Source organism: Conexibacter sp. JCM 18997, assembly GCF_055391915.1.
Genome location: NZ_AP043885.1, coordinates 2,520,399 through 2,542,686 on the forward strand (window position 1 = coordinate 2,520,399; position 22,288 = coordinate 2,542,686).

The 22,288-nt window shown below is 70.9% G+C and carries 26 protein-coding genes; 17 read left to right on the plus strand and 9 right to left on the minus strand.

Annotated features, from left to right (window positions below):
- Positions 1-3: 3 nt before the first annotated feature.
- Both ACZ5UI_RS12780 and ACZ5UI_RS12785 read right to left on the minus strand, forming a co-directional pair.
- The gene (locus ACZ5UI_RS12780; protein WP_464197567.1) at positions 4-1,161 is read right to left on the minus strand and encodes a lysylphosphatidylglycerol synthase transmembrane domain-containing protein; all 1,158 of its coding nucleotides are present in this window, start codon (positions 1,159-1,161) and stop codon (positions 4-6) included.
- Complete coding sequence (locus ACZ5UI_RS12785; protein ID WP_464197568.1) at positions 1,161-2,099, minus strand: phosphatase PAP2 family protein; 939 nt, start codon at positions 2,097-2,099, stop codon at positions 1,161-1,163. Before ACZ5UI_RS12785 ends, ACZ5UI_RS12780 begins: the two co-directional genes overlap by 1 nt.
- A gap of 26 nt (positions 2,100-2,125) precedes the next feature.
- Between ACZ5UI_RS12785 and ACZ5UI_RS12790 the strand changes: the two genes are divergently transcribed.
- Positions 2,126-3,088 carry an NAD-dependent epimerase/dehydratase family protein gene (locus ACZ5UI_RS12790; protein WP_464197569.1) on the plus strand — a complete coding sequence of 321 codons (963 nt, stop codon included), beginning with the start codon at positions 2,126-2,128 and terminating at the stop codon, positions 3,086-3,088.
- On the opposite strand, the gene ACZ5UI_RS12795 is transcribed toward ACZ5UI_RS12790, so the two are convergent.
- Both ACZ5UI_RS12795 and ACZ5UI_RS12800 read right to left on the minus strand, forming a co-directional pair.
- On the minus strand, positions 3,063-3,557 hold the full coding sequence (locus ACZ5UI_RS12795) for a hypothetical protein (protein ID WP_464197570.1): 495 nt from the start codon (positions 3,555-3,557) through the stop codon (positions 3,063-3,065). The two genes, ACZ5UI_RS12790 and ACZ5UI_RS12795, sit on opposite strands and share 26 nt — an antisense overlap.
- Positions 3,550-4,275, minus strand: a complete 726-nt coding sequence (locus ACZ5UI_RS12800; protein ID WP_464197571.1) for a gamma-glutamyl-gamma-aminobutyrate hydrolase family protein — start codon at positions 4,273-4,275, stop codon at positions 3,550-3,552. Before ACZ5UI_RS12800 ends, ACZ5UI_RS12795 begins: the two co-directional genes overlap by 8 nt.
- Positions 4,276-4,294: 19 nt before the next feature.
- Here ACZ5UI_RS12800 and ACZ5UI_RS12805 point away from each other — a divergent pair, with 19 nt between their 5' ends.
- The 5 genes from ACZ5UI_RS12805 to ACZ5UI_RS12825 all read left to right on the plus strand — a co-directional run bounded on the left by ACZ5UI_RS12805 (position 4,295) and on the right by ACZ5UI_RS12825 (position 9,047).
- Complete coding sequence (locus ACZ5UI_RS12805; RefSeq protein WP_464197572.1) at positions 4,295-5,086, plus strand: enoyl-CoA hydratase/isomerase family protein; 792 nt, start codon at positions 4,295-4,297, stop codon at positions 5,084-5,086.
- Between the two features lie 111 nt (positions 5,087-5,197).
- The gene (gene coxB, locus ACZ5UI_RS12810; RefSeq protein ID WP_464197573.1) at positions 5,198-6,022 is read left to right on the plus strand and encodes a cytochrome c oxidase subunit II; all 825 of its coding nucleotides are present in this window, start codon (positions 5,198-5,200) and stop codon (positions 6,020-6,022) included.
- A gap of 6 nt (positions 6,023-6,028) precedes the next feature.
- Positions 6,029-7,741 (plus strand): cytochrome c oxidase subunit I, encoded by a 1,713-nt coding sequence (gene ctaD / locus ACZ5UI_RS12815; RefSeq protein ID WP_464197574.1) that lies wholly within the window; start codon positions 6,029-6,031, stop codon positions 7,739-7,741.
- A 13-nt stretch (positions 7,742-7,754) separates the two neighbouring features.
- Positions 7,755-8,678, plus strand: a complete 924-nt coding sequence (locus tag ACZ5UI_RS12820) for a heme o synthase (protein WP_464197575.1) — start codon at positions 7,755-7,757, stop codon at positions 8,676-8,678.
- A 144-nt stretch (positions 8,679-8,822) separates the two neighbouring features.
- Positions 8,823-9,047, plus strand: coding sequence for a hypothetical protein (locus ACZ5UI_RS12825; RefSeq protein ID WP_464197576.1), 225 nt, complete (start codon positions 8,823-8,825; stop codon positions 9,045-9,047).
- 39 nt (positions 9,048-9,086) lie between these two features.
- On the opposite strand, the gene ACZ5UI_RS12830 is transcribed toward ACZ5UI_RS12825, so the two are convergent.
- On the minus strand, positions 9,087-9,515 hold the full coding sequence (locus ACZ5UI_RS12830; protein ID WP_464197577.1) for a CBS domain-containing protein: 429 nt from the start codon (positions 9,513-9,515) through the stop codon (positions 9,087-9,089).
- 141 nt (positions 9,516-9,656) lie between these two features.
- Between ACZ5UI_RS12830 and ACZ5UI_RS12835 the strand changes: the two genes are divergently transcribed.
- The 6 genes from ACZ5UI_RS12835 (at position 9,657) to ACZ5UI_RS12860 (ending at position 15,355) form a co-directional block, all read left to right on the plus strand.
- Positions 9,657-10,025 carry a helix-turn-helix transcriptional regulator gene (locus tag ACZ5UI_RS12835; RefSeq protein ID WP_464197578.1) on the plus strand — a complete coding sequence of 123 codons (369 nt, stop codon included), beginning with the start codon at positions 9,657-9,659 and terminating at the stop codon, positions 10,023-10,025.
- 131 nt (positions 10,026-10,156) lie between these two features.
- Positions 10,157-11,152, plus strand: a complete 996-nt coding sequence (gene coxB / locus ACZ5UI_RS12840; protein WP_464197579.1) for a cytochrome c oxidase subunit II — start codon at positions 10,157-10,159, stop codon at positions 11,150-11,152.
- Entirely contained in the window at positions 11,149-13,041 is a 1,893-nt protein-coding gene (ctaD, locus tag ACZ5UI_RS12845) for a cytochrome c oxidase subunit I (protein WP_464197580.1), read from the plus strand. The genes coxB (ACZ5UI_RS12840) and ctaD (ACZ5UI_RS12845) overlap by 4 nt, the downstream gene beginning before the upstream one ends.
- Before the next feature lie 2 nt (positions 13,042-13,043).
- On the plus strand, positions 13,044-13,877 hold the full coding sequence (locus ACZ5UI_RS12850) for a hypothetical protein (RefSeq protein WP_464197581.1): 834 nt from the start codon (positions 13,044-13,046) through the stop codon (positions 13,875-13,877).
- Complete coding sequence (locus ACZ5UI_RS12855) at positions 13,877-14,485, plus strand: cytochrome c oxidase subunit 3 (RefSeq protein ID WP_464197582.1); 609 nt, start codon at positions 13,877-13,879, stop codon at positions 14,483-14,485. Before ACZ5UI_RS12850 ends, ACZ5UI_RS12855 begins: the two co-directional genes overlap by 1 nt.
- A gap of 120 nt (positions 14,486-14,605) precedes the next feature.
- A complete protein-coding gene (locus ACZ5UI_RS12860; protein ID WP_464197583.1) occupies positions 14,606-15,355 on the plus strand; it encodes an SDR family NAD(P)-dependent oxidoreductase in 750 nt (249 codons plus the stop codon).
- A 25-nt stretch (positions 15,356-15,380) separates the two neighbouring features.
- Here the strand turns inward: ACZ5UI_RS12860 and ACZ5UI_RS12865 are convergent, their stop codons facing one another.
- On the minus strand, positions 15,381-16,115 hold the full coding sequence (locus tag ACZ5UI_RS12865; RefSeq protein WP_464197584.1) for a plastocyanin/azurin family copper-binding protein: 735 nt from the start codon (positions 16,113-16,115) through the stop codon (positions 15,381-15,383).
- A gap of 90 nt (positions 16,116-16,205) precedes the next feature.
- Between ACZ5UI_RS12865 and ACZ5UI_RS12870 the strand changes: the two genes are divergently transcribed.
- Together ACZ5UI_RS12870 and ACZ5UI_RS12875 are read left to right on the plus strand one after the other, a co-directional pair.
- Positions 16,206-16,472 (plus strand): hypothetical protein, encoded by a 267-nt coding sequence (locus tag ACZ5UI_RS12870; RefSeq protein ID WP_464197585.1) that lies wholly within the window; start codon positions 16,206-16,208, stop codon positions 16,470-16,472.
- A gap of 13 nt (positions 16,473-16,485) precedes the next feature.
- Positions 16,486-17,010 (plus strand): hypothetical protein, encoded by a 525-nt coding sequence (locus tag ACZ5UI_RS12875; protein ID WP_464197586.1) that lies wholly within the window; start codon positions 16,486-16,488, stop codon positions 17,008-17,010.
- 36 nt (positions 17,011-17,046) lie between these two features.
- Here ACZ5UI_RS12875 and ACZ5UI_RS12880 read toward each other — a convergent pair whose 3' ends face one another.
- Positions 17,047-17,676, minus strand: a complete 630-nt coding sequence (locus ACZ5UI_RS12880) for a hypothetical protein (RefSeq protein WP_464197587.1) — start codon at positions 17,674-17,676, stop codon at positions 17,047-17,049.
- A gap of 130 nt (positions 17,677-17,806) precedes the next feature.
- On the opposite strand from ACZ5UI_RS12880, the gene ACZ5UI_RS12885 reads away from it, so the two are divergent.
- The 3 genes from ACZ5UI_RS12885 to ACZ5UI_RS12895 are packed head-to-tail and all read left to right on the plus strand — an operon-like array spanning position 17,807 to position 20,291.
- A complete protein-coding gene (locus tag ACZ5UI_RS12885) occupies positions 17,807-18,766 on the plus strand; it encodes an ATP-binding cassette domain-containing protein (RefSeq protein WP_464197588.1) in 960 nt (319 codons plus the stop codon).
- Complete coding sequence (locus ACZ5UI_RS12890) at positions 18,763-19,530, plus strand: ABC transporter permease (RefSeq protein ID WP_464197589.1); 768 nt, start codon at positions 18,763-18,765, stop codon at positions 19,528-19,530. The genes ACZ5UI_RS12885 and ACZ5UI_RS12890 overlap by 4 nt, the downstream gene beginning before the upstream one ends.
- Positions 19,527-20,291 (plus strand): ABC transporter permease, encoded by a 765-nt coding sequence (locus ACZ5UI_RS12895; protein ID WP_464197590.1) that lies wholly within the window; start codon positions 19,527-19,529, stop codon positions 20,289-20,291. Before ACZ5UI_RS12890 ends, ACZ5UI_RS12895 begins: the two co-directional genes overlap by 4 nt.
- Here the strand turns inward: ACZ5UI_RS12895 and ACZ5UI_RS12900 are convergent.
- Positions 20,191-20,904 (minus strand): SGNH/GDSL hydrolase family protein, encoded by a 714-nt coding sequence (locus ACZ5UI_RS12900; protein WP_464197591.1) that lies wholly within the window; start codon positions 20,902-20,904, stop codon positions 20,191-20,193. The genes ACZ5UI_RS12895 and ACZ5UI_RS12900 overlap by 101 nt on opposite strands.
- Before the next feature lie 2 nt (positions 20,905-20,906).
- A complete protein-coding gene (locus ACZ5UI_RS12905) occupies positions 20,907-22,271 on the minus strand; it encodes a DHA2 family efflux MFS transporter permease subunit (RefSeq protein ID WP_464197592.1) in 1,365 nt (454 codons plus the stop codon).
- Positions 22,272-22,288 lie beyond the last annotated feature (17 nt).

Here is a 22,288-nt window from a genome sequence, read left to right on the forward strand (position 1 = left end):
ACCTCAGGCCGGTTCGACGACCGGCTCGGCCTTCCAGCGAGCCACGGTCCGACGCAGTTGGAAGTAGGCGATGATGCCCGGAACGGTGGGCAGCCAGAAGGCGAACGCGCGGTAGGTGAGCACCGCCACGACCGCCAGGCTGGAGGGCACGCCGAAGGCCAGCGAGGCGCCGATCATGCCCCCGTCCACCCCGCCGACGCCTCCGGGGAGCGGCAGCAGGTTCCCCAGCATGCCGACGAAGTAGATCATCACCAGGACGGCCAGCGAGGGCGGGTCGCCGAAGGCGTGGAAAGCGGCCCACAGCACGGCGATCTGCGTGGCCCAGTACAGCGCCGCGCCCCACACCGCGCGGTCGGGATGACGCATGTGGGCCATCGCGCCGCGGATGCCCGCCGACGCGGCAGCCGGACCGGTGGCCAGCTTGCCGGCCAGGCGCGACAGGCGCCCGCCCTTGCCGCGCGCGTGCCACTCCTGCAGGCGCCGCTCGACGTCGGTCGGCGTCAGCGCGATCAGCCCGGCGATGGTCATGGCGACGATGGCCAGGATCGCCGGCAGCGTGGTCACCGCGAACGGCGCGGGCCCGGAGAACAGGCCGATGTCCAGGCCCAGCCCGAACACGACCAGCGCGCCCGTGTACATCCAGTACTGCACGACGAGGAAGGTGATCGTGCGGTCGGCGACCATCCGCCGCGACATGCCCGAGCGGCGCATGGCCCAGGCCTGCAGCGCCAGGCCGCCCGCCCCGGCGGCGGCGAACAGCCGCGTGGCGGCCAGCGCGGCCATCGTCACCTGGTAGGCCTCACCCGGCGTGAGCTTGCGCGGCGCGCCCGGGCCGAACACGCCGACGAACTGCATCACGTAGCCGCCGAAGGAGGCGATCACGAACACCCCGGCGGCGGCCAGCCACCACGGGTCGCCGTCCTCGATGCGGTGCCAGGTGTCCTCCAGGCCGCTGATCTGCGGCAGGACGAAGATGAAGAAGGCGACGACCGTGACGACGAACAGGACGCCGACGGCGATCATCTTGCGCGAGATGTGGACCCGCGGCATCTCCTCGTCGTCGAGGGCCTCCTGCTCGAGCTCCACGAAGGCCTCGGCCGACCACGGCTTGACCGTCTCCTCCTGGTGGCGCTGCTCGCGCACGCGTGTCTCGTCGGCCATCAGCCAGCGACCCTTGCCTCGAGGGCGTTCACCCCGCGGCTGATCGAGCGCAGCATCGGCGTCAGCGGGCGCTCCATCGCGCGCACGCCGAGCACCAGCCCCATGCCCGCCAACAGGTCCACGACGTAATGCTCCCCGAGGTAGACGAGCGCGAAGCCCAACGTGAGCGCATACGTCCAGCCGATCGCCCCTTCGACCGGGCCCGCGTCGGCCAGCACGAAGGCGGCCATCGCGGAGGTGGCGAAGTGCAGCGACGGCATCGCGGCCAGCGGGTTGCCGGCCAGCGAGTCGTACATCGGCTCCCAGCGGTCGCGCCAGAACGCCTCGCCCTGCTCGACCATCAGGCGGCGCAGCGCGGGCTCGGCCGCCTCGGGCGCGGCGATCACGCCGTGCTTGGCCGCGTACCAGGGCGGCGCGGTGGGCAGCACCCAGTACACGAGCACGCCCAGGTCGAAGACCGCGTAGACCATCAGCGCCGCGCGCTCGAAGCGCGAGCGGCGGAAGATCAGCATGTAGGCCACCACGGAGTGGGGCACCAGGAACCACACCCAGTGCGCGCCGACCAGCACCGCGTCCATCCGCCGCAGGCCGGCGGGCTTGGAGAACAGCTTCTGCAGGCGCACGCCGGGCAGCTCGCCCAGGCCGATCGCCCGATCGATGACCACCGGGTAGCGCACGTGCACGCGCGCCTCGAGCTTCTCCGGGTCGTCGTTGGGCATCTCGTACATCGAGAGATAGGCCCACATCTGCAGCACGCAGACGGCCGCGTCGCGCTTGCGCGACCGGGGAAGGACCACGCACAGGGCGAACGGGGCGGTAGCGGCGAGGCCCGCCACCACCGGGGGCTTCAGGCGCAGCTTGCGCCTGACGAGCGGGGCGGCGAAGCCCACGGCGACGGCGCCCCACGCGACGCCCTTCATGGCAGTGGACAGGCGCACGGCGCGAGGGAGCATAGTTGTCGCACATGACCGATTCACTTCCGCGTGTCGCCGTCACCGGCGCCGCCGGCTTCATCGGTGCCGCGGTGTGCGCGCGCCTGGTCGCCGACGGCCATTCCGTCGTCGGCCTGGACCTGCGCGCCCCGGCCCCGTCGGCCGGCGTGACGCCCCTGGCCGCCGACGTCACCGACGCCGCCGGGCTGGCCGCGGCGCTGGACGGCGTCGACGCGGTCGTCCACACCGCCGCCGTCGTCACCGACTGGGGCGCGATGGCCGACTTCGTGCGCGTGAACGTCGGCGGCACGCGCAATGTGTTCGACGCCGCCGACGGCCGGCCCGTGGTGCACGTCTCCTCCGTCGCCGCCTGGGGCTACGAGTTCGCCGCCGACGTGGCCGAGGACGCGCCCACGCGGCGCACCGGCGCGCCCTACGTCGACACCAAGGCGGCCTCCGACGAGCTCGCCCGCCGCCGTGGCGCCACGGTCATCCGCCCCGGCGACGTCTACGGGCCGGGCTCGGTGCCGTGGGTGATCCGGCCGCTCGAGACGATCCGCGCCCGCCAGTTCACGCTGCCCGGGGACGGCGGCGGCGTGATGACGCCGATCTACGTCGACGACCTGGTCGACGCGATCGTGCGCGCGGTGAGCGCCCCCGACGCGGCGGCCGGGCTCGGCCTGGCCATCCACGACGGACACCCGATCGCGGCCCGCGACTTCTTCGCCCACCACGCGCGCATGCTCGGCCGCCGGCGGATCCCGACCGCGCCGCGGCCGCTGGTCACCGCCGGAGCGCTGGCGGTGGAGACGATCGCCCGGCTGCGCGGCCGCACGCCGCCCGTCTCGCGTCAGGCCATCCAGTACGTCTCGCGCCGGGCCGCCTACCCCAACGACCGCGCCCGCGAGCTGCTGGGCTGGGCGCCGCGCGTGGACCTCGACGAGGGCATGCGGCGGACCGAGGCGTGGGCTAGGACGAGCGGACTGCTGCGATGAGGGCGGGCTGATCCAGCGTGCCCAGCGCGACGGGCGCGCCGTCGATCAGCAGCGGGCCCCACTTGGCGACGTAGGCCTCGACGGCGTCCAGGCGGCCGAGCCGCTCGACCTCCAGGTCCAGCCCGGTCAGCGTGACCAGGTCGTAGTTGGGCTCGGTCGCGTCCAGGGCTGCGCGGTCGGCGTCGGCGATCAGCAGCACGTGCACCGCGGCCCGCGCGCCGGGCGCGGCGACCAGCGTGGCCGGCACCTGGCCGTAGGGCGAGACGTGGCGGGAGTGCACGACGGCCCAGCCGTGCAGCGTCGCGGCCAGCGCGGCCACCGCGATCCCGGGCAGCTTGGCCGCCAGGCGCTCGGGCGAGCCGTTGGCGCCGTAGGCCAGCAGCGGGCGGGCCTGCGGGAGGTTCGCCTCGCCGTCGCCCAGGTAGAAGGACGCGACGGCCCGCCCGAACGGATACGTCGCCTCAGGCACGGCGGGCTGCGGCGGCCTCCTCGACCAGGGCGCCGATCAGGCGGCTGGTCTCGTCGGCCTCGGGATGCCACTGGACGCCCAGCGCGAAGCGGCGGTCCGGCTGCTCGATCGCCTCGGGCAGATCGTCCAGCGTGGCGCGGCCGCTGACCAGCAGGCCCTCGCCGATCGCCCCGACGCCCTGGTGGTGATGGCTCTTGGTCGCGTGCAGCTCCTCCCCGGCCGCGCGCGCGGCCAGCGTGCCCGCCTGGAGGCGCACGTCGTGGTCGGCGCCCTCGAACGTCCCGCTCACGCGCCGGTGGTCCTCGTGGCCGTGGGAGTCGGGCAGGTGCTGGATCAGCGTGCCGCCCGCGGCGATGTTCATCAGCTGCATCCCGCGGCAGATCCCCAGGAACGGGAGGTCGCGCTCCAGCGCGCGGCGCGTGAGGGCCAGCTCGAACGCGTCGCGCTCGGGCACGGTGCCGATCGTCATCGGATCGCGCTCGGCCCCGTAGGTCGACGGGTCGATGTCGGCGCCCCCGGCCAGCATCAGGCCGTCGAGGCGATCGAGCAGCTCGTCGGGGTCCTCGACCCAGCCCGGATCGACGGGCAGCAGGACGGCCGAGCCGCCCGCGCGCTGCACGGCGTCGACGTACATGCGCGGAAGCAGGTAGGCCTGGAGGTCCCAGACCGACCAGCGGGCGCGTTCGAGGGCGGCGCAGATGCCGATCAGCGGTCGCATCCCCCATAGAGTGGCGCATATGGCCGCTGTCACCCTCACGGTCGCCGACGGGCTGGCGACGATCGAGCTCAATCGCCCCGAGGCGCTGAACGCGTGGAACACCGCGCTGGGCGACGAGCTCAACGCCGCCGTGCTGTCCGTCGCCGAGGACCCCCAGGTCCGCGCGGTGCTGCTGCGCGCCGCCGGGCGCGCGTTCTCCTCGGGGGCCGACCTCAAGGATCTGGCCGGGCGCGACACGACGCCCGAGGGCCTGCCCGACCTGCAGAAGGTCCTGCGCGAGGTCTACCACCCGATCATCCTCGGGCTGCGGCACATGGACAAGCCCGTCGTGGCCGCCGTCAACGGCCCCGCGGTGGGGATCGGCCTGTCGCTGGCGCTGGCCTGCGACCTGATCGTCGCCGCCGAGTCGGCCTACTTCCTGCTGGCCTTCGTCAACATCGGCCTGGTGCCCGACGGTGGCTCCTCGGCGCTGGTGCCGGCGCGCATCGGCGTGACCCGCGCGGCCGAGCTGGCGCTGCTGGGCGAGCGGCTGGATGCCCGTACCGCACTCGAGTGGGGCTTGATCAACCGCGTCGTGCCGGACGCCGAGCTGGTCCAGGAGACCGAATTGCTGGCCCACCGCCTGGCCCAGGGCCCGACCCGGTCCTACGCCGGCAGCAAGCGCCAGCTCAACGCGCGCGTGTTCGCGGGGCTGGCCGAGCAGCTCGAACTGGAGGCCGACATCCAGCAGGAGATGGCCTCCAGCAAGGACTTCGCAGAAGGCGTCACCGCCTTCCTGCAGAAGCGAATTCCCCTCTTTCGGGGGGAGTGACGCGGCCTACCCGCGGCGCTTCTCCAGCCGATCCTCCAGTAACATCGCCGCCGCTCCATGGCCCGTCTCAATCGTTCCCATACCTTCGCCGCCGCGCTGCTCTCCGCAACGGTGACCAGCCTGCTCGTCACGCAGAACGCCTTCGCCGCCCTGCTGTGGCCCGAGGCCGGCGGCTCGCCCAACGCCGACCGCATCAAGACGCTGTACCTGATCGTGTTCGCGATCGGCGTCGTCATCTTTCTCGCGGTCGAGGGCGTCCTCCTCTACACGATCATCAAGTTCCGGGCCCGCAAGGGCGCCGTGGCCGCCCAGATCCACGGCAACACGCGCCTGGAGATCGGCTGGACCGTCGGCGCCGCGGTGATCCTGGTCATCCTCGCGGTGGTCACGTTCGTCGCGCTCCCCGGCATCCGGGACCCCGAGAACTCCGACCCCGAGGCCGCCGCCTTCGTCGCCCCCGTGCAGGCCACCGGCGAGAAGAAGGTCCCCGAGGACGGCAAGGCGCTGAACATCATCGTCACGGGCCAGCAGTACGTGTGGCGCTACACGTATCCCGACGGCGACGACAACAACCAGAACAACCCCTTCTCCTACGAGGAGATGGTCGTCCCCGTCGGGGCGACGGTCACGCTCGACATCCAGTCGGTGGACGTGGCCCACTCGTGGTGGATCCCCCAGCTCGGCGGCAAGATGGACGCCATCCCGGGCTACACCAACTACACCTGGTTCAAGGCGACCAAGCCCGGGGTCTTCACCGGGCAGTGCGCCGAGCTGTGCGGGCGCAACCACGCCAACATGGTCGCCCAGGTGCGTGCCGTCCCCGCGGACGAGTACGAGTCGTACATCGAGCGTCTCAAGACGAGCATCACCGCCGCGGACGAGGCAGCTGCCGATTCGCGCAAGAAGCTCGACGCCGATCCTCAAGCAACTCCCTGAATCTGAATGGCCACTGACACCGCAACCACGCCCACCCTCGCCCCGGTCCCCCAGATCACGGCGCATGGTGTGTCCCGTGAGCGCACGGGCCTGCTCGACTGGCTGACGACCACCGATCACAAGAAGATCGGGATCCTCTACCTGGTCACGACGTTCGTCTTCTTCCTGATCGGCGGCGTCGAGGCGCTGATGATCCGGCTGCAGCTCGGCACGCCCGAGAACACGCTGCTGGATCCGCAGACCTACAACGCGCTGTTCACGATGCACGGGACGACGATGATCTTCCTGTTCGTCGTGCCGATCATGGCCGGCTTCGGCAACTACTTCGTGCCGCTGATGATCGGGGCGCGCGACATGGCGTTCCCGCGCCTCAACGCGCTGTCGTACTGGCTGCTGCTGTCCGGCGGCATCGTCTTCTACGCGTCGCTGTTCTTCTCGCCGCCCGAGGCCGGCTGGACGATGTACACGCCGCTGAGCAACGACGTCTTCTCCTCCGGCGGCGGCGTCGACGCCTGGATCTTCCTGATCCACCTCACCGGCATCTCGTCGCTGGTCGGCGCGATCAACTTCTACGTGACGATCGCCAACATGCGCGCGCCCGGCATGGGCTGGGGCCGCCTGCCGCTGTTCGTGTGGACGATCCTCGTCTACGCGATCCTGCTGATCCTGGCGCTGCCGGTGATCGCGGGCGCGGTCACGCTGCTGCTCACCGATCGCCACTTCGGGACGCACTTCTACGACCCGACCGAGGGTGGCTCGCCGCTGCTGTGGCAGCACCTCTTCTGGTTCTTCGGGCACCCCGAGGTCTACATCATGGTGCTGCCGGCCTTCGGCATCATCTCCGAGGTCCTCCCGGTCTTCGCCCGCAAGCCCATCTTCGGCTACAAGGCGATCGCCGCGGCCACCGTGGTCATCGCCTTCCTGGGCCTGCTCGTGTGGGCGCACCACATGTTCACGACGCCCAGCCCGACCGTGGTGCTCGTGTTCTTCATGATGAGCTCGTTCCTCATCGCGATACCGACGGGCGTGAAGATCTTCAACTGGATCGCCACGCTCTGGCGCGGGACGATCGAGTTCAAGACGCCGCTGATCTTCGCGATCGGCTTCCTGTCGCAGTTCACGATCGGCGGCATCACCGGCGTCATCGTGGCGATCTTCCCGGTCGACTGGCAGCTCCAGGACACCTACTTCGTGGTCGCCCACTTCCACTACGTGCTGATGGGCGGCGCGGTCTTCGCGATCTTCGCGGGCATCTACTACTGGTTCCCGAAGATGACGGGCCGGATGATGAACGAGGGCCTGGGCAAGGTCTCGTTCGCGCTGATGTACATCGGCTTCAACGTGACCTTCCTGATCCAGCACTCGATCGGCATGGACGGCATGCCGCGGCGGATCTACGAGTACCCGGACGTCGGCCACCTCGGTCTGTACAACCTGATCTCCACGATCGGCGCGTTCATCCTCGGCCTGGGCATCCTGGTCACGGTCATCAACATCCTGCGCTCGCTGAAGACCGGTCCGGTCGCGGGTCCCGACCCGTGGAAGGGCAACACGCTCGAGTGGTACACCGAGTCGCCCCCGCCGGTGAACAACTTCGACTCGGTGCCGCGCATCCGCTCGGTCGAGCCCATGAAGGACATCCGCCGCGAAGTCGCGCGCCGGACGGGCTCGGGCCAGGAGGAGTCCGTCCCGGCCCCCGAGTCGCTCGTCCGCGGATAGTCTTCCCGCGGTCGTGTCGTCCCGGGTCTCCCCAGCAGCCGCTGCCGCCGCTCGCAACGCCGCGCGTGCGGCGCGGCCTCACTGGCAGGTCGTCCTCGCCGACTACGTCGCGCTGACCAAGCCGAAGGTCCAGTCGCTGCTGCTGCTGACCACGGTGGCGGCGATGGAGATCGCCGGCGATCCGTCGGTCGGCCTGATCGCCGCGACGGTGATCGGCGGCTACATGAGCGCCGGCGGCGCGGGCGCGGTCAACCACTGGTACGACCGCGACATCGACGGCGCGATGGAGCGCACGGCGGACCGGCCGATCCCCTCGGGGCGCATCTCGCCCCGGGCGGCGCTGACCTTCGGGCTCGGCCTCGAGCTGCTCGCCCTGGTCTGGCTGACGCTGCTGGTGAACCCGCTGACGGCGGCGTTCGCGTTCAGCGGCTTCCTGGGCTACACGCTCGTCTACACGATCTGGCTCAAGCGCCGCACGGCCCAGAACGTGGTGATCGGCGGCATCGCCGGCGCGATCCCACCGGTGGTCGGCTGGACCGCGGTGACGAACGGCATCGACGGCACGACGATCTACCTGTTCGCGATCGTCTTCTTCTGGCAGGTCCCCCACTTCTGGGCCCTGGCGCTGCTGATGAAGGACGAGTACGCATCGGTCAACATCCCGATGCTGCCGGTGACCCGCGGCGAGCGCGAGACGCGCCGCCAGATCCTGATCTACACGTTCGCGCTGTACGCGGTCAGCCAGCTGGTCTTCTGCGGCGACGGCTTCGGGGTCTTCTACCTCGTCTCGTCGCTGGTCCTGGGCGGCGCCTTCATCTACCTCGCCGTGCGCCTGTGGCGCCGGGCCGATCGCCGCTCCGCGCTGACGCTCTACCTCTTCTCCCTGGCCTACCTGGCGCTGTTGTTCGTCGCCATGGTGGTCGACGTTCGGCTGTAGCCGCTAGACCGATAGGATCTGAACCCGCATGGACCGTCAACTCGCCCGCAAGAACATCCGCACGGCGCTCATCGCCACCGCGGTCGTCGTGTTCATGTTCGGCATGACCTTCGTGGCCGCCGCGCTCTACGTGGGTTCCTGAGCATGAGCGTCGATCCTGAGGTCCCGCCGCCCGGCGAGGACATCCACCTTCCTGGCGGGACGTTCCTGCCGCTGTTTCTGACCGTCGGCATCACGATGACGCTGATCGGTCTGACGACGACGCACATCCTCACCATCGCGGGCGGGATCATCACCGTCTGGGTGCTCGTGCGCTGGGTGCTGGACACCCGCCGCGACATCAACGAGCTTCCGCTCGAGCACCACTGACGCGGGCGGGCTGCAACCCGCCCGCGCGAGCGTCCTCGATCAGCCGCCAGCCTTGGCGAAGCGCTGGGCCTCGGCCGGCACGTCGCAGATCGAGCCGTCGTCCGTCCAGCAGCGCACGATGTCGCGCATCGAGATGAGACCGGCGACGTCGCCGCCCTCGATCACCACGAGGTGGCGGAAGCCGCGCTGGACCATCGTCGCGGCCGCCTCCTCCAGCGACCAGGTCTGGCTCGCGTGCACGATCTCCGCGGTCAGGTGCTCGCCGACGCGCTCGGCGTCGGGATCCTGGCCCGCTCCGATCGAGATGAGCACGTCGCGCTCGGTGATGATGCCGGGCCCTCCGCCGTCGGGGTCGATGACCACGGCCGCACCGACGCGCCGCTCGGACATCAGCCGGGCTGCGTCGCGCAGCGAGTGACCCGGTCCGACGGTCAGGACAACACTGCTCATCGCATCGCGCACCTGCATTCGCGAGCTCCTCTCGTATCGTTTGTCACGATCTCGCCAATCGAGGGTATCATCCTCGACACGAGTGCCTACGCGCCAAGGTTGTCCTGTGGCGCACACGGATTCATCCATCCCCATATCTGGGGACGTAGGAACCGTCGAATGCAGCGCACAGCCACCATCGAGCTCCGGACGAGCCTCTACGACGACGCCACGGCCATCGTCGCCGACGAATATGGATCCGACCTGTCACTGGACGACATCGCCCGCCGGGTGGCGTCATCCAGGCGACAACTCCAGCGGGCCTACAAGGAGATCGGCGACACCACCTTCCGCGAGCACCTCACGGGCGTGCGGATGGACCGCGCCGCCGACCTGCTGTCCAGCCGGTCGCTGACCGTGCGGGACGTCGCACGTCGCGTCGGATACCGCCAGCCGGCCCAGTTCGCCAAGGCGTTCCGGCGCCATCACGGGACCTCCCCGTCGACGTACCGCGCCCAGCGGATGGGGCGCAGCTTGGCCCCCGTCTGATCGGGACGCGGCTGCGCCACTTGGCATCCATCGCGAGGGACAGATAGGGTGCCGTTCCATGAGGGGAGAGAGGGCCCCGAGGGTCTGCCACTGTGCGTAGACACCCGGTTGTCATCATGGTTGCCGCTGGTGTGCTCGCCAGCGCCATCGGCATAGCGCTTGGGCTGAGCATCCACTGGTTCCCGACCATCGCGTCGACCCAGGCGCACGAGATCCACACGCTCTACGACGTGTTGATCATCGCGTCCGTGCCCATCTTCGTGCTGGTGATGACCGTCGTCATCACCGCCGTCATCCGCTTCCGGATGCGGCCGGGCCAGGAGGACATGGACGGGCCGCCGATCCACGGCAACACGCGGCTCGAGGTCATCTGGACGGCGCTGCCGGCACTGCTGATCCTCGGGCTCTGCGTCTACGCCTACATCGTCCTGGAGGACATCGAGAAGGCGCCCGCCGCGGCGGCGCAGGAGCTGAAGGTCGACGTCAAGGGCCAGCAGTTCGCCTGGACGTTCACCTATCCCAAGGAGATCACGGGCGCCCAGCCGCTCAGCACGACGGAGCTCGTGCTGCCCAAGGACCGCTCGGTGCAGTTCTCGATCCACTCCGACGACGTCATCCACGACTTCTGGGTGCCGGACTTCTCGATGAAGATCGACGCGGTGCCCGGCATCACCACGCGCTACCGCGTGACGCCGGACCGCCTGGGCACCTACCCCGTCGTGTGCGCCGAGCTGTGCGGCCTGGGTCACAGCGTGATGCGCTCCACCGTGCGCGTCGTCGAGCCGGCCCAGTTCCAGTCCTGGCTGAAGAAGGCCCAGCAGCCGACCACGCCGGCCGGCGCGTCCCCGTCGGAGACGACCGCCGCGGGCAAGCAGATCTTCGACGCCAACGGCTGCGGCGGCTGCCACACCCTGGCCGCCGCGAACTCCAACGGCCAGATCGGGCCGAACCTCGATGACGTCCTCAAGGGCGTCACCGATGCGGAGATCAAGGAGGACATCGTCGATCCCGACAAGGACATCGCCTCCGGCTACGGCCCGGGGATCATGCCCGGCAACTTCGGCCAGACGATCTCCCCCACGGACCTCGACGCGCTCGTCGCCTACCTCAAGGAGGCCACCCAGTGAGCCTGCGCGCCCCTGGATTCCCCCGCGCCGGCCTGGGCATCCTGCTCGGCGTCGCCTTCGCCTACGGCCTCACGTGCGCGGTGCGCGCGCTGTACGGCTGGGACCCGGTGCTCGACGGCACCGCCGTCCTCACCGTCGCGTTGATCGGTGCGCCGTTCGGCTTCCTGATCGGCCTGGGCGCGTTCGACTACTGGTTCTACTGGGCCGCCGGGCGCCCGACGCGGCCGGAGGATCACTCCAGCCACGGGGCGCACTCGTGGAAGGACTACTTCCGCGTCAACACCGACCACAAGGTCATCGGCATCCAGTACACGGTGACCTCGTTCTTCTTCCTGCTCGTCGGCGGCATGTTCGCCATGCTCGTGCGGGCGGAGCTGGCGCAGCCGGGGATGCAGTTCGTCAGCCCGAACGCCTACAACGGGCTGTTCAGCGTCCATGCGTCGATCCTGATCTTCCTGTTCATCATCCCGGTGTTCGCCGGGCTGGCGAACTACGTCCTGCCGCTGATGATCGGCGCGCCGGACATGGCCTTCCCGCGCCTGAACGCGCTGTCGTTCTGGCTGCTGCCGGTGGCCGGCACGATGTTCCTGCTCTCCTTCCTGGCACCGGGCGGCTCGTTCTCGACCGGCTGGACGGCCTACGCGCCGTTGTCCACGGAGGCGCCGACCGGGCAGATCTTCTTCACGATCGGCGTGCAGTTCGCGGGCGCGTCATCGATCGCCACCGCGCTGAACTTCCTGGTCACGATCATCACGATGCGCGCGCCGGGCATGTCGTTCTTCCGCATGCCGCTGCTGGTGTGGGCGAACTTCTCCACCTCGCTGCTCGTGGTCATCGCCACGCCGTTCATCGCCGCGTCGCAGTTCTTCGTGCTGCTGGATCGCGCGCTGGGCTTCAACTTCTTCGAGGCGGCCAAGGGCGGTGACGTGCTGATGTACCAGCACGTCTTCTGGTTCTACTCGCACCCGGCCGTGTACATCATGATGCTGCCGGGCTTCGGGATCATCTCCGAGATCCTCGCGGTCAAGTCGCGCAAGCCGATCTTCGGCTACCGGATGATGGCCTTCTCGCTGCTGGCCATCGTGGTGCTCGGCTTCACCGTGTGGGCCCACCACATGTTCGTCTCGGGCATGCAGGAGTGGATCCGCGTCCCGATGATGATCACCACGGCGATCATCGCGATCCCGACGGGCATCAAGATCTTCTCGTGGCTGGCCACGCTGTGGCGAGGGGTGCTGCACCTGGACACGCCGATGCTCTTCGCGCTCGGCTTCCTGACCATGTTCACGCTGGGCGGGATCTCCGGCGTGATGCTGGCCATGATCCCGTTCACGATCCACGTCAGCGACACGTACTTCATCGTCGCCCACATCCACTACGTGCTCTTCGGCGGATCGCTGTTCACGATCTTCGCCGGCGTCTACTACTGGTTCCCGAAGATGACGGGCCGGATGTACGACGAGCGCCTGGGCAAGTGGCACTTCTGGACGACGTTCATCGGCTTCAACCTGACCTTCGGCCCGATGCACGTGATCGGCATCGAGGGCATGCCGCGCCGCGTCGCCGACTACGCCGAGCAGTACGCCGGGTGGAACCTGTTCATCTCGATCGCCTCGTTCGTCGTCGGCGTGAGCACGCTGATCTTCGTCTACAACATGGTCACCTCGTGGCGGGCGGGCGTGCGCGCACCGGCGAACCCCTGGCGCGCGATGACCCTGGAGTGGCAGGTGTCCTCCCCGCCGCCGATCTTCAACTTCGACACGATCCCCACCGTGGTGGGCGGCCCGTACGAGTACGGGGTACCTGGTGCGGTACACGGTGTCTTCAAGGGCGCCGACGTGAAAACGACGGCAGCGCCACCCACCGTGGCGCCTGCGGGAGGTGATTGATCGTGGCCAGGTATCTCGTCGTTGCCAATGAGACGATCGGCGGGGCGAACCTGATCGAGGCCGTGCGCAAGCGCGCCGAGGCCGGGGACGCCGAGTTCATCGTCTGCGTCCCGCGCACGACGCCGCGCGACGGCAACATCATCTACGACGACTTCGTCTACCAGGCCGCGCAGGTGCGCGTGGACCTGGCGCGCAAGTTCATGCGCGACCAGATGGGCCTCGAGGTCATCGGCGAGGTCGGCGACCCGGATCCCTACACGGCCGCGATGGACGCCGTCCGCGAGTACTCGCCGGACGAGATCATCGTCTCGACCAAGCCGGTGACGGTCTCCGGCTGGATGCGCCGCGACCTGATCGAGCGCCTGTCGGACGCGTCGGGCCTGCCGGTCGAGCACGTCGTCACCGATCTCGACCAGGAGGGCCTCCCCTTCGACGTCGTGCTGGTGCTGGCCAACCGCACCGCGTCCAGCGACACGCTGCTCGAGCACCTCAAGTCCAAGGTCTCCGGTGACCGGCCCAAGCTGTTCATCGTGGTGATCCCGCTGGAGGGCGGCCAGGGCGTGCACGTCAACCGCGCGCGCGGGCAGCTCGGCCAGTACCTGGACCGGGCGCGGGCCGCGGGGCTGCTGACCGCCGGCATGGTCGCCGACCCGGATCCGTTCACCGCGGCCAAGAACGCGCTGCAGCTGTTCCGCGTCGACGAGGTCGTCGTGTCGACGCTCGGCCCGGAGCGCTCGGGCTGGCTGCGCGCCGATCTGGTCGGGCGCATCCGCAAGGCGACCGACGCGCCGGTCGAGCACGTCACCGCCTCCGATCGAGAGACCGCGGCCGCCTGATGGAAGCCGCCGCCCTTCCCGCGCACGACGCGCATCACCACGGCCCGCCCGAGGCCAACCAGTCCTCGCGCGTGGAGCCGCAGGTCCTGGGGATGCTGCTGTTCATCGTCTCCGAGGTGATGGTCTTCGGCGCCTTCTTCACCGCCTACTTCTTCATCCGGGTGGTGGCGGGCGACGAATGGCCGGCGAAGGGCGACGAGCTGCCCAAGCTGATCGCGGGCGTCAACACGGCGATCCTGCTGTCGTCCTCGATCACGCTGCACTGGACGGTCGAGGCCACCAAGCGCGGCAACCGCAACGCGATGAAGGCCGGCATCGCGACGACGTTCCTGCTCGGCCTGACCTTCCTGTTCATCCAGGTCAACGAGTACGTCCACATCGGGTTCTCCCCGTCGGAATCGGCCCAGGCGTCGATCTTCTACGGGCTGACCGGGCTGCACGGCGCGCACGTGTTCATCGGCCTGCTCCTGCTGGGCATCGTCATGGTGCGCGTGTACAAGGGGCACTTCTCCCCCGCGGAGCACCGCGGCCTGGAGGTCCCGGGCATCTACTGGCACTTCGTCGACGTGATGTGGGTCGTCGTGTACTCGACGGTCTACCTGCTGTGATCAACCCGCTGCGCTCCGAGGGCGAGGCGTTCCAGTTCCTGATCGGGACGCTGGTCGTCGTCGTCGCGCTCGTGCTGCTCGTCCTGCTCGGCCGCGCGATCTTCTAGGCGGTCCGCCTCCATGGACCGCGCGCACGAGGGCCTCGGGGGTGCGGTGGCGATCGTCACCGGTGCGGCCGGGGGCATCGGCGCGGCAGTGGTGCGCCAGCTCGGCGCCGCGGGCGTCGCGGTCGTGGCCGAGGACCTGGATCCGGCCGTCGGGGAGCTCGAGGGCGACCGCGTGGCCACGCTGTGCGCCGACGCGACGCTGGCGGCCACGGCGGACGCCGCCGTCGCGCTGGCCCACGAGCGCTTCGGCGGCCTGGACGTGATCGTCAACAACGCCGGGCGGTTTCTCATCAAGGCGCTGGTCGACACGACCGACGACGAGTGGGACGGGCTGATGCGCACGAACGTCCGCAGCGTGTTCGTGCACTGCCGCTCGGCCCTCCCCACGCTGATCGGCAGCGACCGGGCGGCGATCGTCAACACCTGCTCGATCTCCGGCGTCATCGGGCTGCCCCAGCAGGGCGCCTACGCCGCCACCAAGGGCGCCATCGCCCAGATCACCCGTCAGCTGGCGATCGAGCACGCCGCCGACGGCGTGCGCGTCAACGCGGTCGCCCCGGGCGCGGTCGACACCGCCTTCGTCGACCGGGTGGCCGGCGGCCCCGATCCGGCCCGCGCGGCCGCGATCGCCGCCGAGCACCCACTCGGCCGCATGGGCACGCCCGACGAGATCGCCCAGGCGATCGTCTTCCTGGCCTCGCCCGCGGCCAGCTTCATCACCGGCGCCATCCTGATGGCCGACGGCGGCTTCACCGCCGCCTGACGGGCAGCCTCGCCACACGTGGCGCTCACTTGACGGTGAGCGTGCCCTCCATGCCCGCGGCCCGGTGGCCCGGCAGGGTGCAGTAGTACTGGTAGGTGCCGGCGGCCAGGTTGTCGACGGTGAACTCGGACGTGCCGCCCTTGCCGACGACCTCGCCCTTGGCGCTCACGCCGTTGCCCTCGAGCGCGATGTCGTGCTGGACGGAGGACTCGTTGCCCATCTTCACGGTGATCGGACCGGCGGTGCCCTCGGCCTTGTTGGTCACGTAGGCGAGCTGGCCGCCCGGGTCGGCGTTGATCTGCAGCTCGCCGTTGGCCTCGACGGCGGGCTTGCCGCTGCCGGCCGCCTTGACGGCGGTGGCCAGCAGGCCCGAGTCCTCGCCGGTCTTGTCGACGGCGATGGCCACGTAGGCGGCGACGTCGTCGACGTTGTCCCCGGTGACCAGGTCCGCGGGCATCTGCGACGTGCGGCCCGGATATTGGATCTGGTCGGCCACGACGCCGTGCACGACGGAGCGGCCGAAGCCGTCCGACAGCGACTGGCGGAACGCGGCGTCGAGATTGGGGCCGACGGTGCCCTTCGTGCCGGCCCGCGCGAGCGTGTGGCACGAGCCGCACTTCGACACGAACAGCTGCTTGCCGACCACGACGTTGTCGCTGGAGCTGACCGCCGACTGGCTGCCACACGCGACCAGCGACGCACTGGCGCCGGCCACGGCGATCGCCGCGACGACCCTCCCCAGGGGAAGTCCTCTCCTCACGCGCGGCATGCTAACCGAGGCGGCGGCGTCGTGGGTGCTTCCTGTCACCGACGCGCGCGTCTGACCGGTCCGAGTATCATCCGGACCCGTATGAGCCTGACCCGTTATCGCATGCGCACGCCCTCCACGGGCCGTGAAGTCATCATCGAGGCCGAGCCCGACGAGATCTACGTCGATCGCGACACGGGCGAGGAGCTCGAGGTCCTGGCCAAGGTCCTGCCGCTGCCGCCCAGCAAGTCGCGACTGCCCTGGGCGGTCGAGAACCTGCGCTTCTGCAACTGGTGCGACCAGCTCGCGCAACTCGACCTCAACGAATGCCCCACCTGCGGCCGCCGCATGGCGCCGCTCGCCTCCTAGGACGGATCGGCGGATGCGAGCGCGCAACCTCGCAGTCGCACTCGCCGCGCTCGGCCTGGGCGCGGGCGTCGCCGCCTGCGGCGGCACACAGGTCTCCGAGGACGTCCCCACCGCCCTGCCGGTCATCACCGTCTCCGAGGCGGACGCGGCCGGTCTGAGCGGCGAGGACGTCGCCGTGGCCGACACGTCGGGCAGCACGACCTCCACCACCACGACGTCGACCACGCCCGCGACCACCGGTGCGACCGGCACCTCGTCGGGCACCACGGGCGCCACCGGCACCTCGTCGGGCACGACCGGCGCCACCGGCACCTCGTCGGGCACGACCGGCGCGACCGGTACCTCGTCGGGGACCACCGGCGCGGCGACCGGCACCTCGTCGGACACGACCGGCGCCGCCACGGGCGGCACCGGCACGTCCAGCGGCGGCGGCACGAGCGCCGGCGGCGGCACCACCGGCGACACCAGCTCCGGCGGCGGAACCGCCGGGGGCGCCGGGTTCGAGGACTTCTGCAACCAGAACCCGGGCGCCTGCTAGAGCAGCAGCCGCCCGGGCGGTTGACGGTCTAGAGCACTAGGGCGTCGAGACCAGCGTGGCCGAGTAGGTCAGCCGCGCGGTCTTGTAGGCGCAGTTGTACTGCGTCAGCTGGTTGAGCGCCTGTGAGGTCTGCAGCTGGTTGACCGACGGGTCCGAGCAGTTCTCCGTGCGGCTGGCCCGCCACGCGAACGTGCTCGGGAGGCCGACGGCGAGCGCGGGCGCCCAGGTCGGGACGTTGAGCGCGACGAGGTCGCCCTTCTTGACCGCGATCGACGTCTCCAGCGCGAACTGGACCGTCTTGCCGAAGTAGGACGTCAGTGTGATCACAGGGCTGAGCGCGACCACCCGGGCGCGGCGCTTGATGCCGGTGGTCAGGATCGAGATCCCGGCCGAGGCGGCGCCGCCGTAGTTGTCGGTGAAGAACTGGACCTGGGACTTGCCCTTCTTCCCGGTGTCCGGGTCGGTGGTCGGCTTCGCGCTCGGGTTTCCGAGGCTGATCGTCCAGGCCACGATGCGGCCGTTCTTGGGGATCACGAAGACGTCCTTGCCGGCGGCAGTCGTCTCTTGGTAGCCGGTGGTGCGGGTGACCGCGATGCAGTCATCGGGGCAGGCCGGCACGCCGGGAGCGGCGTCGCCGGTCGGTCCGATCTCGGTGATCGTCGCCATCGCGGGCGACGCGAACACCAAACCGGCAGCCACAGCGGCGGCGGCAATGAGCATTCGATGGGAGCGGAACATCAGGCCATTCAACACGAACAGGGCCGGGGTGTTGCGGTCCGTAGACTCCCGCAGTCGCATGGCTGCGATCGAGACGCACGCGCTGGAGCGCCAGTTCAAGGGTGGGTTGAAGGCTGTCGACGGGGTCGATCTGAGCGTCGAACCGGGCGAGGTCTACGGCTTCCTGGGCCCCAACGGCGCCGGGAAGACCACCACCGTCCGCATGTTGGTCACGCTTCTGCGCCCGACGGGCGGTCGCGCGCTGGTCGCCGGCCACGACGTGGCGCGCGAGCCCGACGCGGTCCGCCGGCGCATCGGCGTCGCCCTGCAGGAGGCGGCGCTGGACGGCCTGATGACCGGCCGCGAGCTGGTCGAGCTGCAAGCGACCTTGCACGGGATCCGCGCCTCCAGCGTCGCCGAGCGGGGCCAGGACCTCCTGCGCCGCGTCGACCTGCTGGCCGCGCAGGACCGCCGCGTGGCCACCTACTCGGGCGGCATGAAGCGCCGCCTGGACCTCGCGCTGGCGCTCGTGCACGAGCCCGAGGTGCTGTTCCTCGACGAGCCGACCACCGGTCTGGACCCCGTGTCGCGCATGACGCTGTGGGAGGAGGTGCGCCGCCTGAAGGACGCGGGCACGACCGTCTTCCTGACCACGCAGTACCTCGAGGAGGCCGACCAGCTGGCCGACCGCGTCGGGATCATCGACGGCGGACGGCTGGTCGCCGAGGGCACCCCCGCGGAGCTGAAGGCGCAGATCGGCAAGGCGCACCTGGAGCTGACCTTCGCCGACGCGGCCTGTGACCTGGAGCGCGCCGCGCAGGCGCTGCGCCCGTTCGGCGAGTCCACGCCCCACCGCGACGGCCTGGCCGCGCACCTGTCGCTGGCGCTCAACGGCGGCGCCGAGGAGCTCGCCCCGATCGTGCGCGCGCTCGACGAGGCGGGCCTGGTCGTCGCCGGGCTGGAGGTCGTGCAGCCCACGCTGGACGACGTGTTCGCCGCCCACACCGGCCACCGGCTCGAGGGCGACGAGGCGGCGTGATCGCCGTCGTCGCCGCGCTGGCGCGGCGGGCACTGGTCAACACGCTGCGCCGGCCCCAGTTCGCCGCGCCGCTGCTGGTCTTCCCCACGCTGTTCCTGGCCGCCAACGTCGGCGGGCTGACCCACACGACCGACCTGCCCGGCTTCCCGCCGGTGGAGAACTTCCTCGACTTCCAGCTCCCGGGCGCGATGACCCAGGCGCTGCTGATCGGCGGCCTCTCGTCGGGCATCGCGGTGGCGCTGGAGATCGAGTCCGGGTTCTTCGACCGCCTCGTCGTCTCCCCCATCCCGCGCACGACGATCGTGCTCGGCCGCCTGGCCGCCGGCGGCGCCCTGGCCACGGTGCAGATCATCTACTTCCTGGCCATCGGGCTGATCTTCGGCGCGGCCATCCACGGCGGGTTCGTCGGCGTGGTGGCGATCTTCGCGATCGGCATCATCGCGGGCATCGGCTTCAGCGCGATCGGCGTGTTGATCGCGCTCCTGGCCCGCAACGCCTCGACGGTCCAGGGCGTCTTCCCGCTGACGTTCGTGATCCTGTTCGCCAGCTCGGCCTACTTCCCGGCCGACCTGCTGCAGGACCCGGTCAAGGCGATCGCCGTCTACAACCCGCTGAGCTACATCGCCAGCGGCATCCGCGACCCGATCACGTCGAGCACCTCGCTGGAGCCCGTGTTGGAAGGCCTCGGCGCCGCGCTGGGCCTGGCCGCCGTGATGATCTCGCTGTCCGTCGTCGCCCTCCGCCACCGGCTGCGGCGCGCATGACCGCCTCCTTGCGCATCGTCGGGCGGCTGGGCCAGCGCGGCCTCAACGAGATCCTGCGCGTGCCCGGAGCGTCGATCCCGGGGCTGCTGGCGCCGACGATCTTCATGCTGGGCATCACCAGCGTGTTCGGCGCCGCCGCGCAGCTGCCCGGCTTCAGCGGCGCCAGCTTCAAGGACTACATCGTCCCGGTCGGGATGCTGCAGGGCGCGGCGTTCAGCGGCGCGGCCACCGGCGTCAACCTGGCCCGCGACATCGAACGCGGCTGGTTCGACCGCCTGCTGCTGGTGCCGGCGCCGCGCACGACGCTGCTGTCGGGGATCGTCGTGTCGGCCGCCGTCCGCGGCCTGCTGCCCAGCAGCGTCGTGCTGATCGCCGGCCTGGCCATCGGCGCGCAGTGGCCCGGTCTGCTCGGCCTCCTGATCGCCTACGTGCTGGTCATGGGCCTGGCCATGTGCCTGGCCTGCTACTCGGTCACGCTGGCCCTGCACTTCCGCACGCAGCAGGCCGCGCCGCTGATGCAGATGGGCGGCTTCGTCCTGGTGCTGTTCACCCCGGCGTTCGCCCCCATGGAGCTGCTGGCCGGGTGGATGCACGCGATCGCGACGATCAACCCGGTCACCTACGTCCTCGAGGGCGTCCGCCAGGGCTTCATCGGCCCGGTCAGCTGGGCGTCGACATGGCCGGCGCTGCTGGCCGTCGCCGGAATGGCCACGGTGCTGGGCTCACTGGCGGCACGAGGAATGCGCCGGACCGGGCGCTGAGCACCTTCAGCGCCTCGGCCGCCGCGATCGCGTGGCCGCGGGCGTTGCAGTGGCGCCCGTCGGCGCTGTAGATCGACGGGTCGGCGCTCAGCGGGTGGTAGGTCAGCTCGACGTGGATCGTGTCGTGCCGGCCGGCCACGGCGCGCGTGCGCCAGGACAGCTCGCGCAGCCGCTCGCCGACGATCAGGCGGTAGGGCTCGGACACGACGCCCGGCGCCTGGCTGATGTCGAACATGCCGGTGGTGATCACGTCGGCGCCGCGTCCGCGCAGCGCCGCGACCATCTCCTCCAGCTCGTCCTCGACCCCGGGGCCGTCGAAGCCCGGGCCGAGCAGGTCGTTGCCGCCGGCCACGATCAGGGCCAGGTCGGGCTTGAAGCGCAGCGCGGCGTCCAGCTGCGTCTCGCGCACCTCCTCGATGAGCAGCCCGCGACCGCCGAGGTTGCGGTACTCCAGCTCGGGGTGGGCGCCGCGCAGGGCGGCGGCCACCGAGTCGGCCCAGCCGCGGTGCGCGTAGCCGTCGACGGGGTCGCCGAGGCCTTCGGCCACCGAGTCGCCGAGGACGGCGAAGCGGCGCCAGGGCGCGGTCAGCAGGGGTTCGGTGATGTGGTCCATGGTCAGTGGCTCCCTTCGGGGATCGGGGCGGTGCGGGTGAGCGGTGCGGGCGAGACCAGCGCGAGGCCGGCCAGCCCGGCGCCGGCCGAGGCCAGCGCGCAGAAGCGGTAGACGTCGAGGTAGCCGTCCAGACCGCCGCTCGACGCGGTCAGCACGGCCAGGGCGGCGATGCCCAGCGCGCCGCCGAGCTGGCGGGCGGTGGTGTTCAGCCCGGTCGCGTCGGCGAACCGGGCGGGGGCGACGGACAGCGCGGCCGCCGTCGACGTGCCCGTGGTCAGCGCGCCGGTGCCGATCCCGATCAGCAGGCCGCCCGGAAGCCACAGCCCCCAGAAGTCCGGCTGCGCGGTCAGCGCCAGCGAGATCCACAGCGCGGCGGCGGTCAGCACGGCGCCGCCGACGGCGACGATCGCGCGGGTGCCGACCCGGGCGCTCAGCCGCCCCGCGGTGATCGCCGCGGCCGCCGCGACGACCGCGGCGGGGCTCATGGCCAGGCCGGCCTCCAACACCGAGTAGCCCCACAGGTCGGTCAGCACGAGGACGCCGAGCAGCATCCACGGGTACAGCGCCAGGCCGTAGAGCAGCGAGGCGACGTTGGCCACGGCGAAGGTCCGCGACCGCCACAGGCCGACCTCGATGGCGGGCACGGGCACACGCGCACTGCGCCACAGCGCGGCCAGCGTGGCCAGCGCCCCGCCGGTCAGCACCGCGACGGTCGCGGGCGCGGCCCAGCCCCACTGCGGGCCCTCGGTCAGCCCCAGCACCACGGCGGCGACGCCGCCGACCAGCAGCGCGGTGCCGGCCAGATCCGGCAGGCGGCCGTCCCGCGCGGTGGCGGGCAGGGTCCGCCGGGCCAGCAGGACCAAGGCCAGGCCGAGCGGGACGTTGATGACGAACACCGAGCGCCAGCCGAACCCGTCGACCAGCACGCCGCCCAGCGACGGACCCGCCGCGGCGGCCAGGGCGGCGGCGGCGCTCCACAGGCCGATCGCGCCGGTGCGCCGCTCGGCGGGCACCGCGACGAGCAGCACGGCCAGCGACGCGGGGATCATCGCCGCGGCGCCGGCACCCTGCAGCCACCGCGCGGCGATCAGCCAACCGAGGGTCGGCGCCAGCGCGCAGGCCAGCGACATCAGCGTGAACAGGCCCACGCCGGCCGCGAACAGCGTGCGCAGGCCGAGGACGCCGGCCAGCCGCCCGGCCGGCGTGAGCAGCGCCGCGAAGGCGATGAAGTAGGCGCTGACCACCCACGACAGGTCGGCGATCGGGGCGCCGAAGTCCCGACCCAGATCGGCCACCGCGAGGTTGGCGACCGTCGCGTCGAGCATGGCCAGGAACGTCGCCCCGGCAGCCAGCGTCAGCACTCTCATCAGCCTGCTTCCCTTCG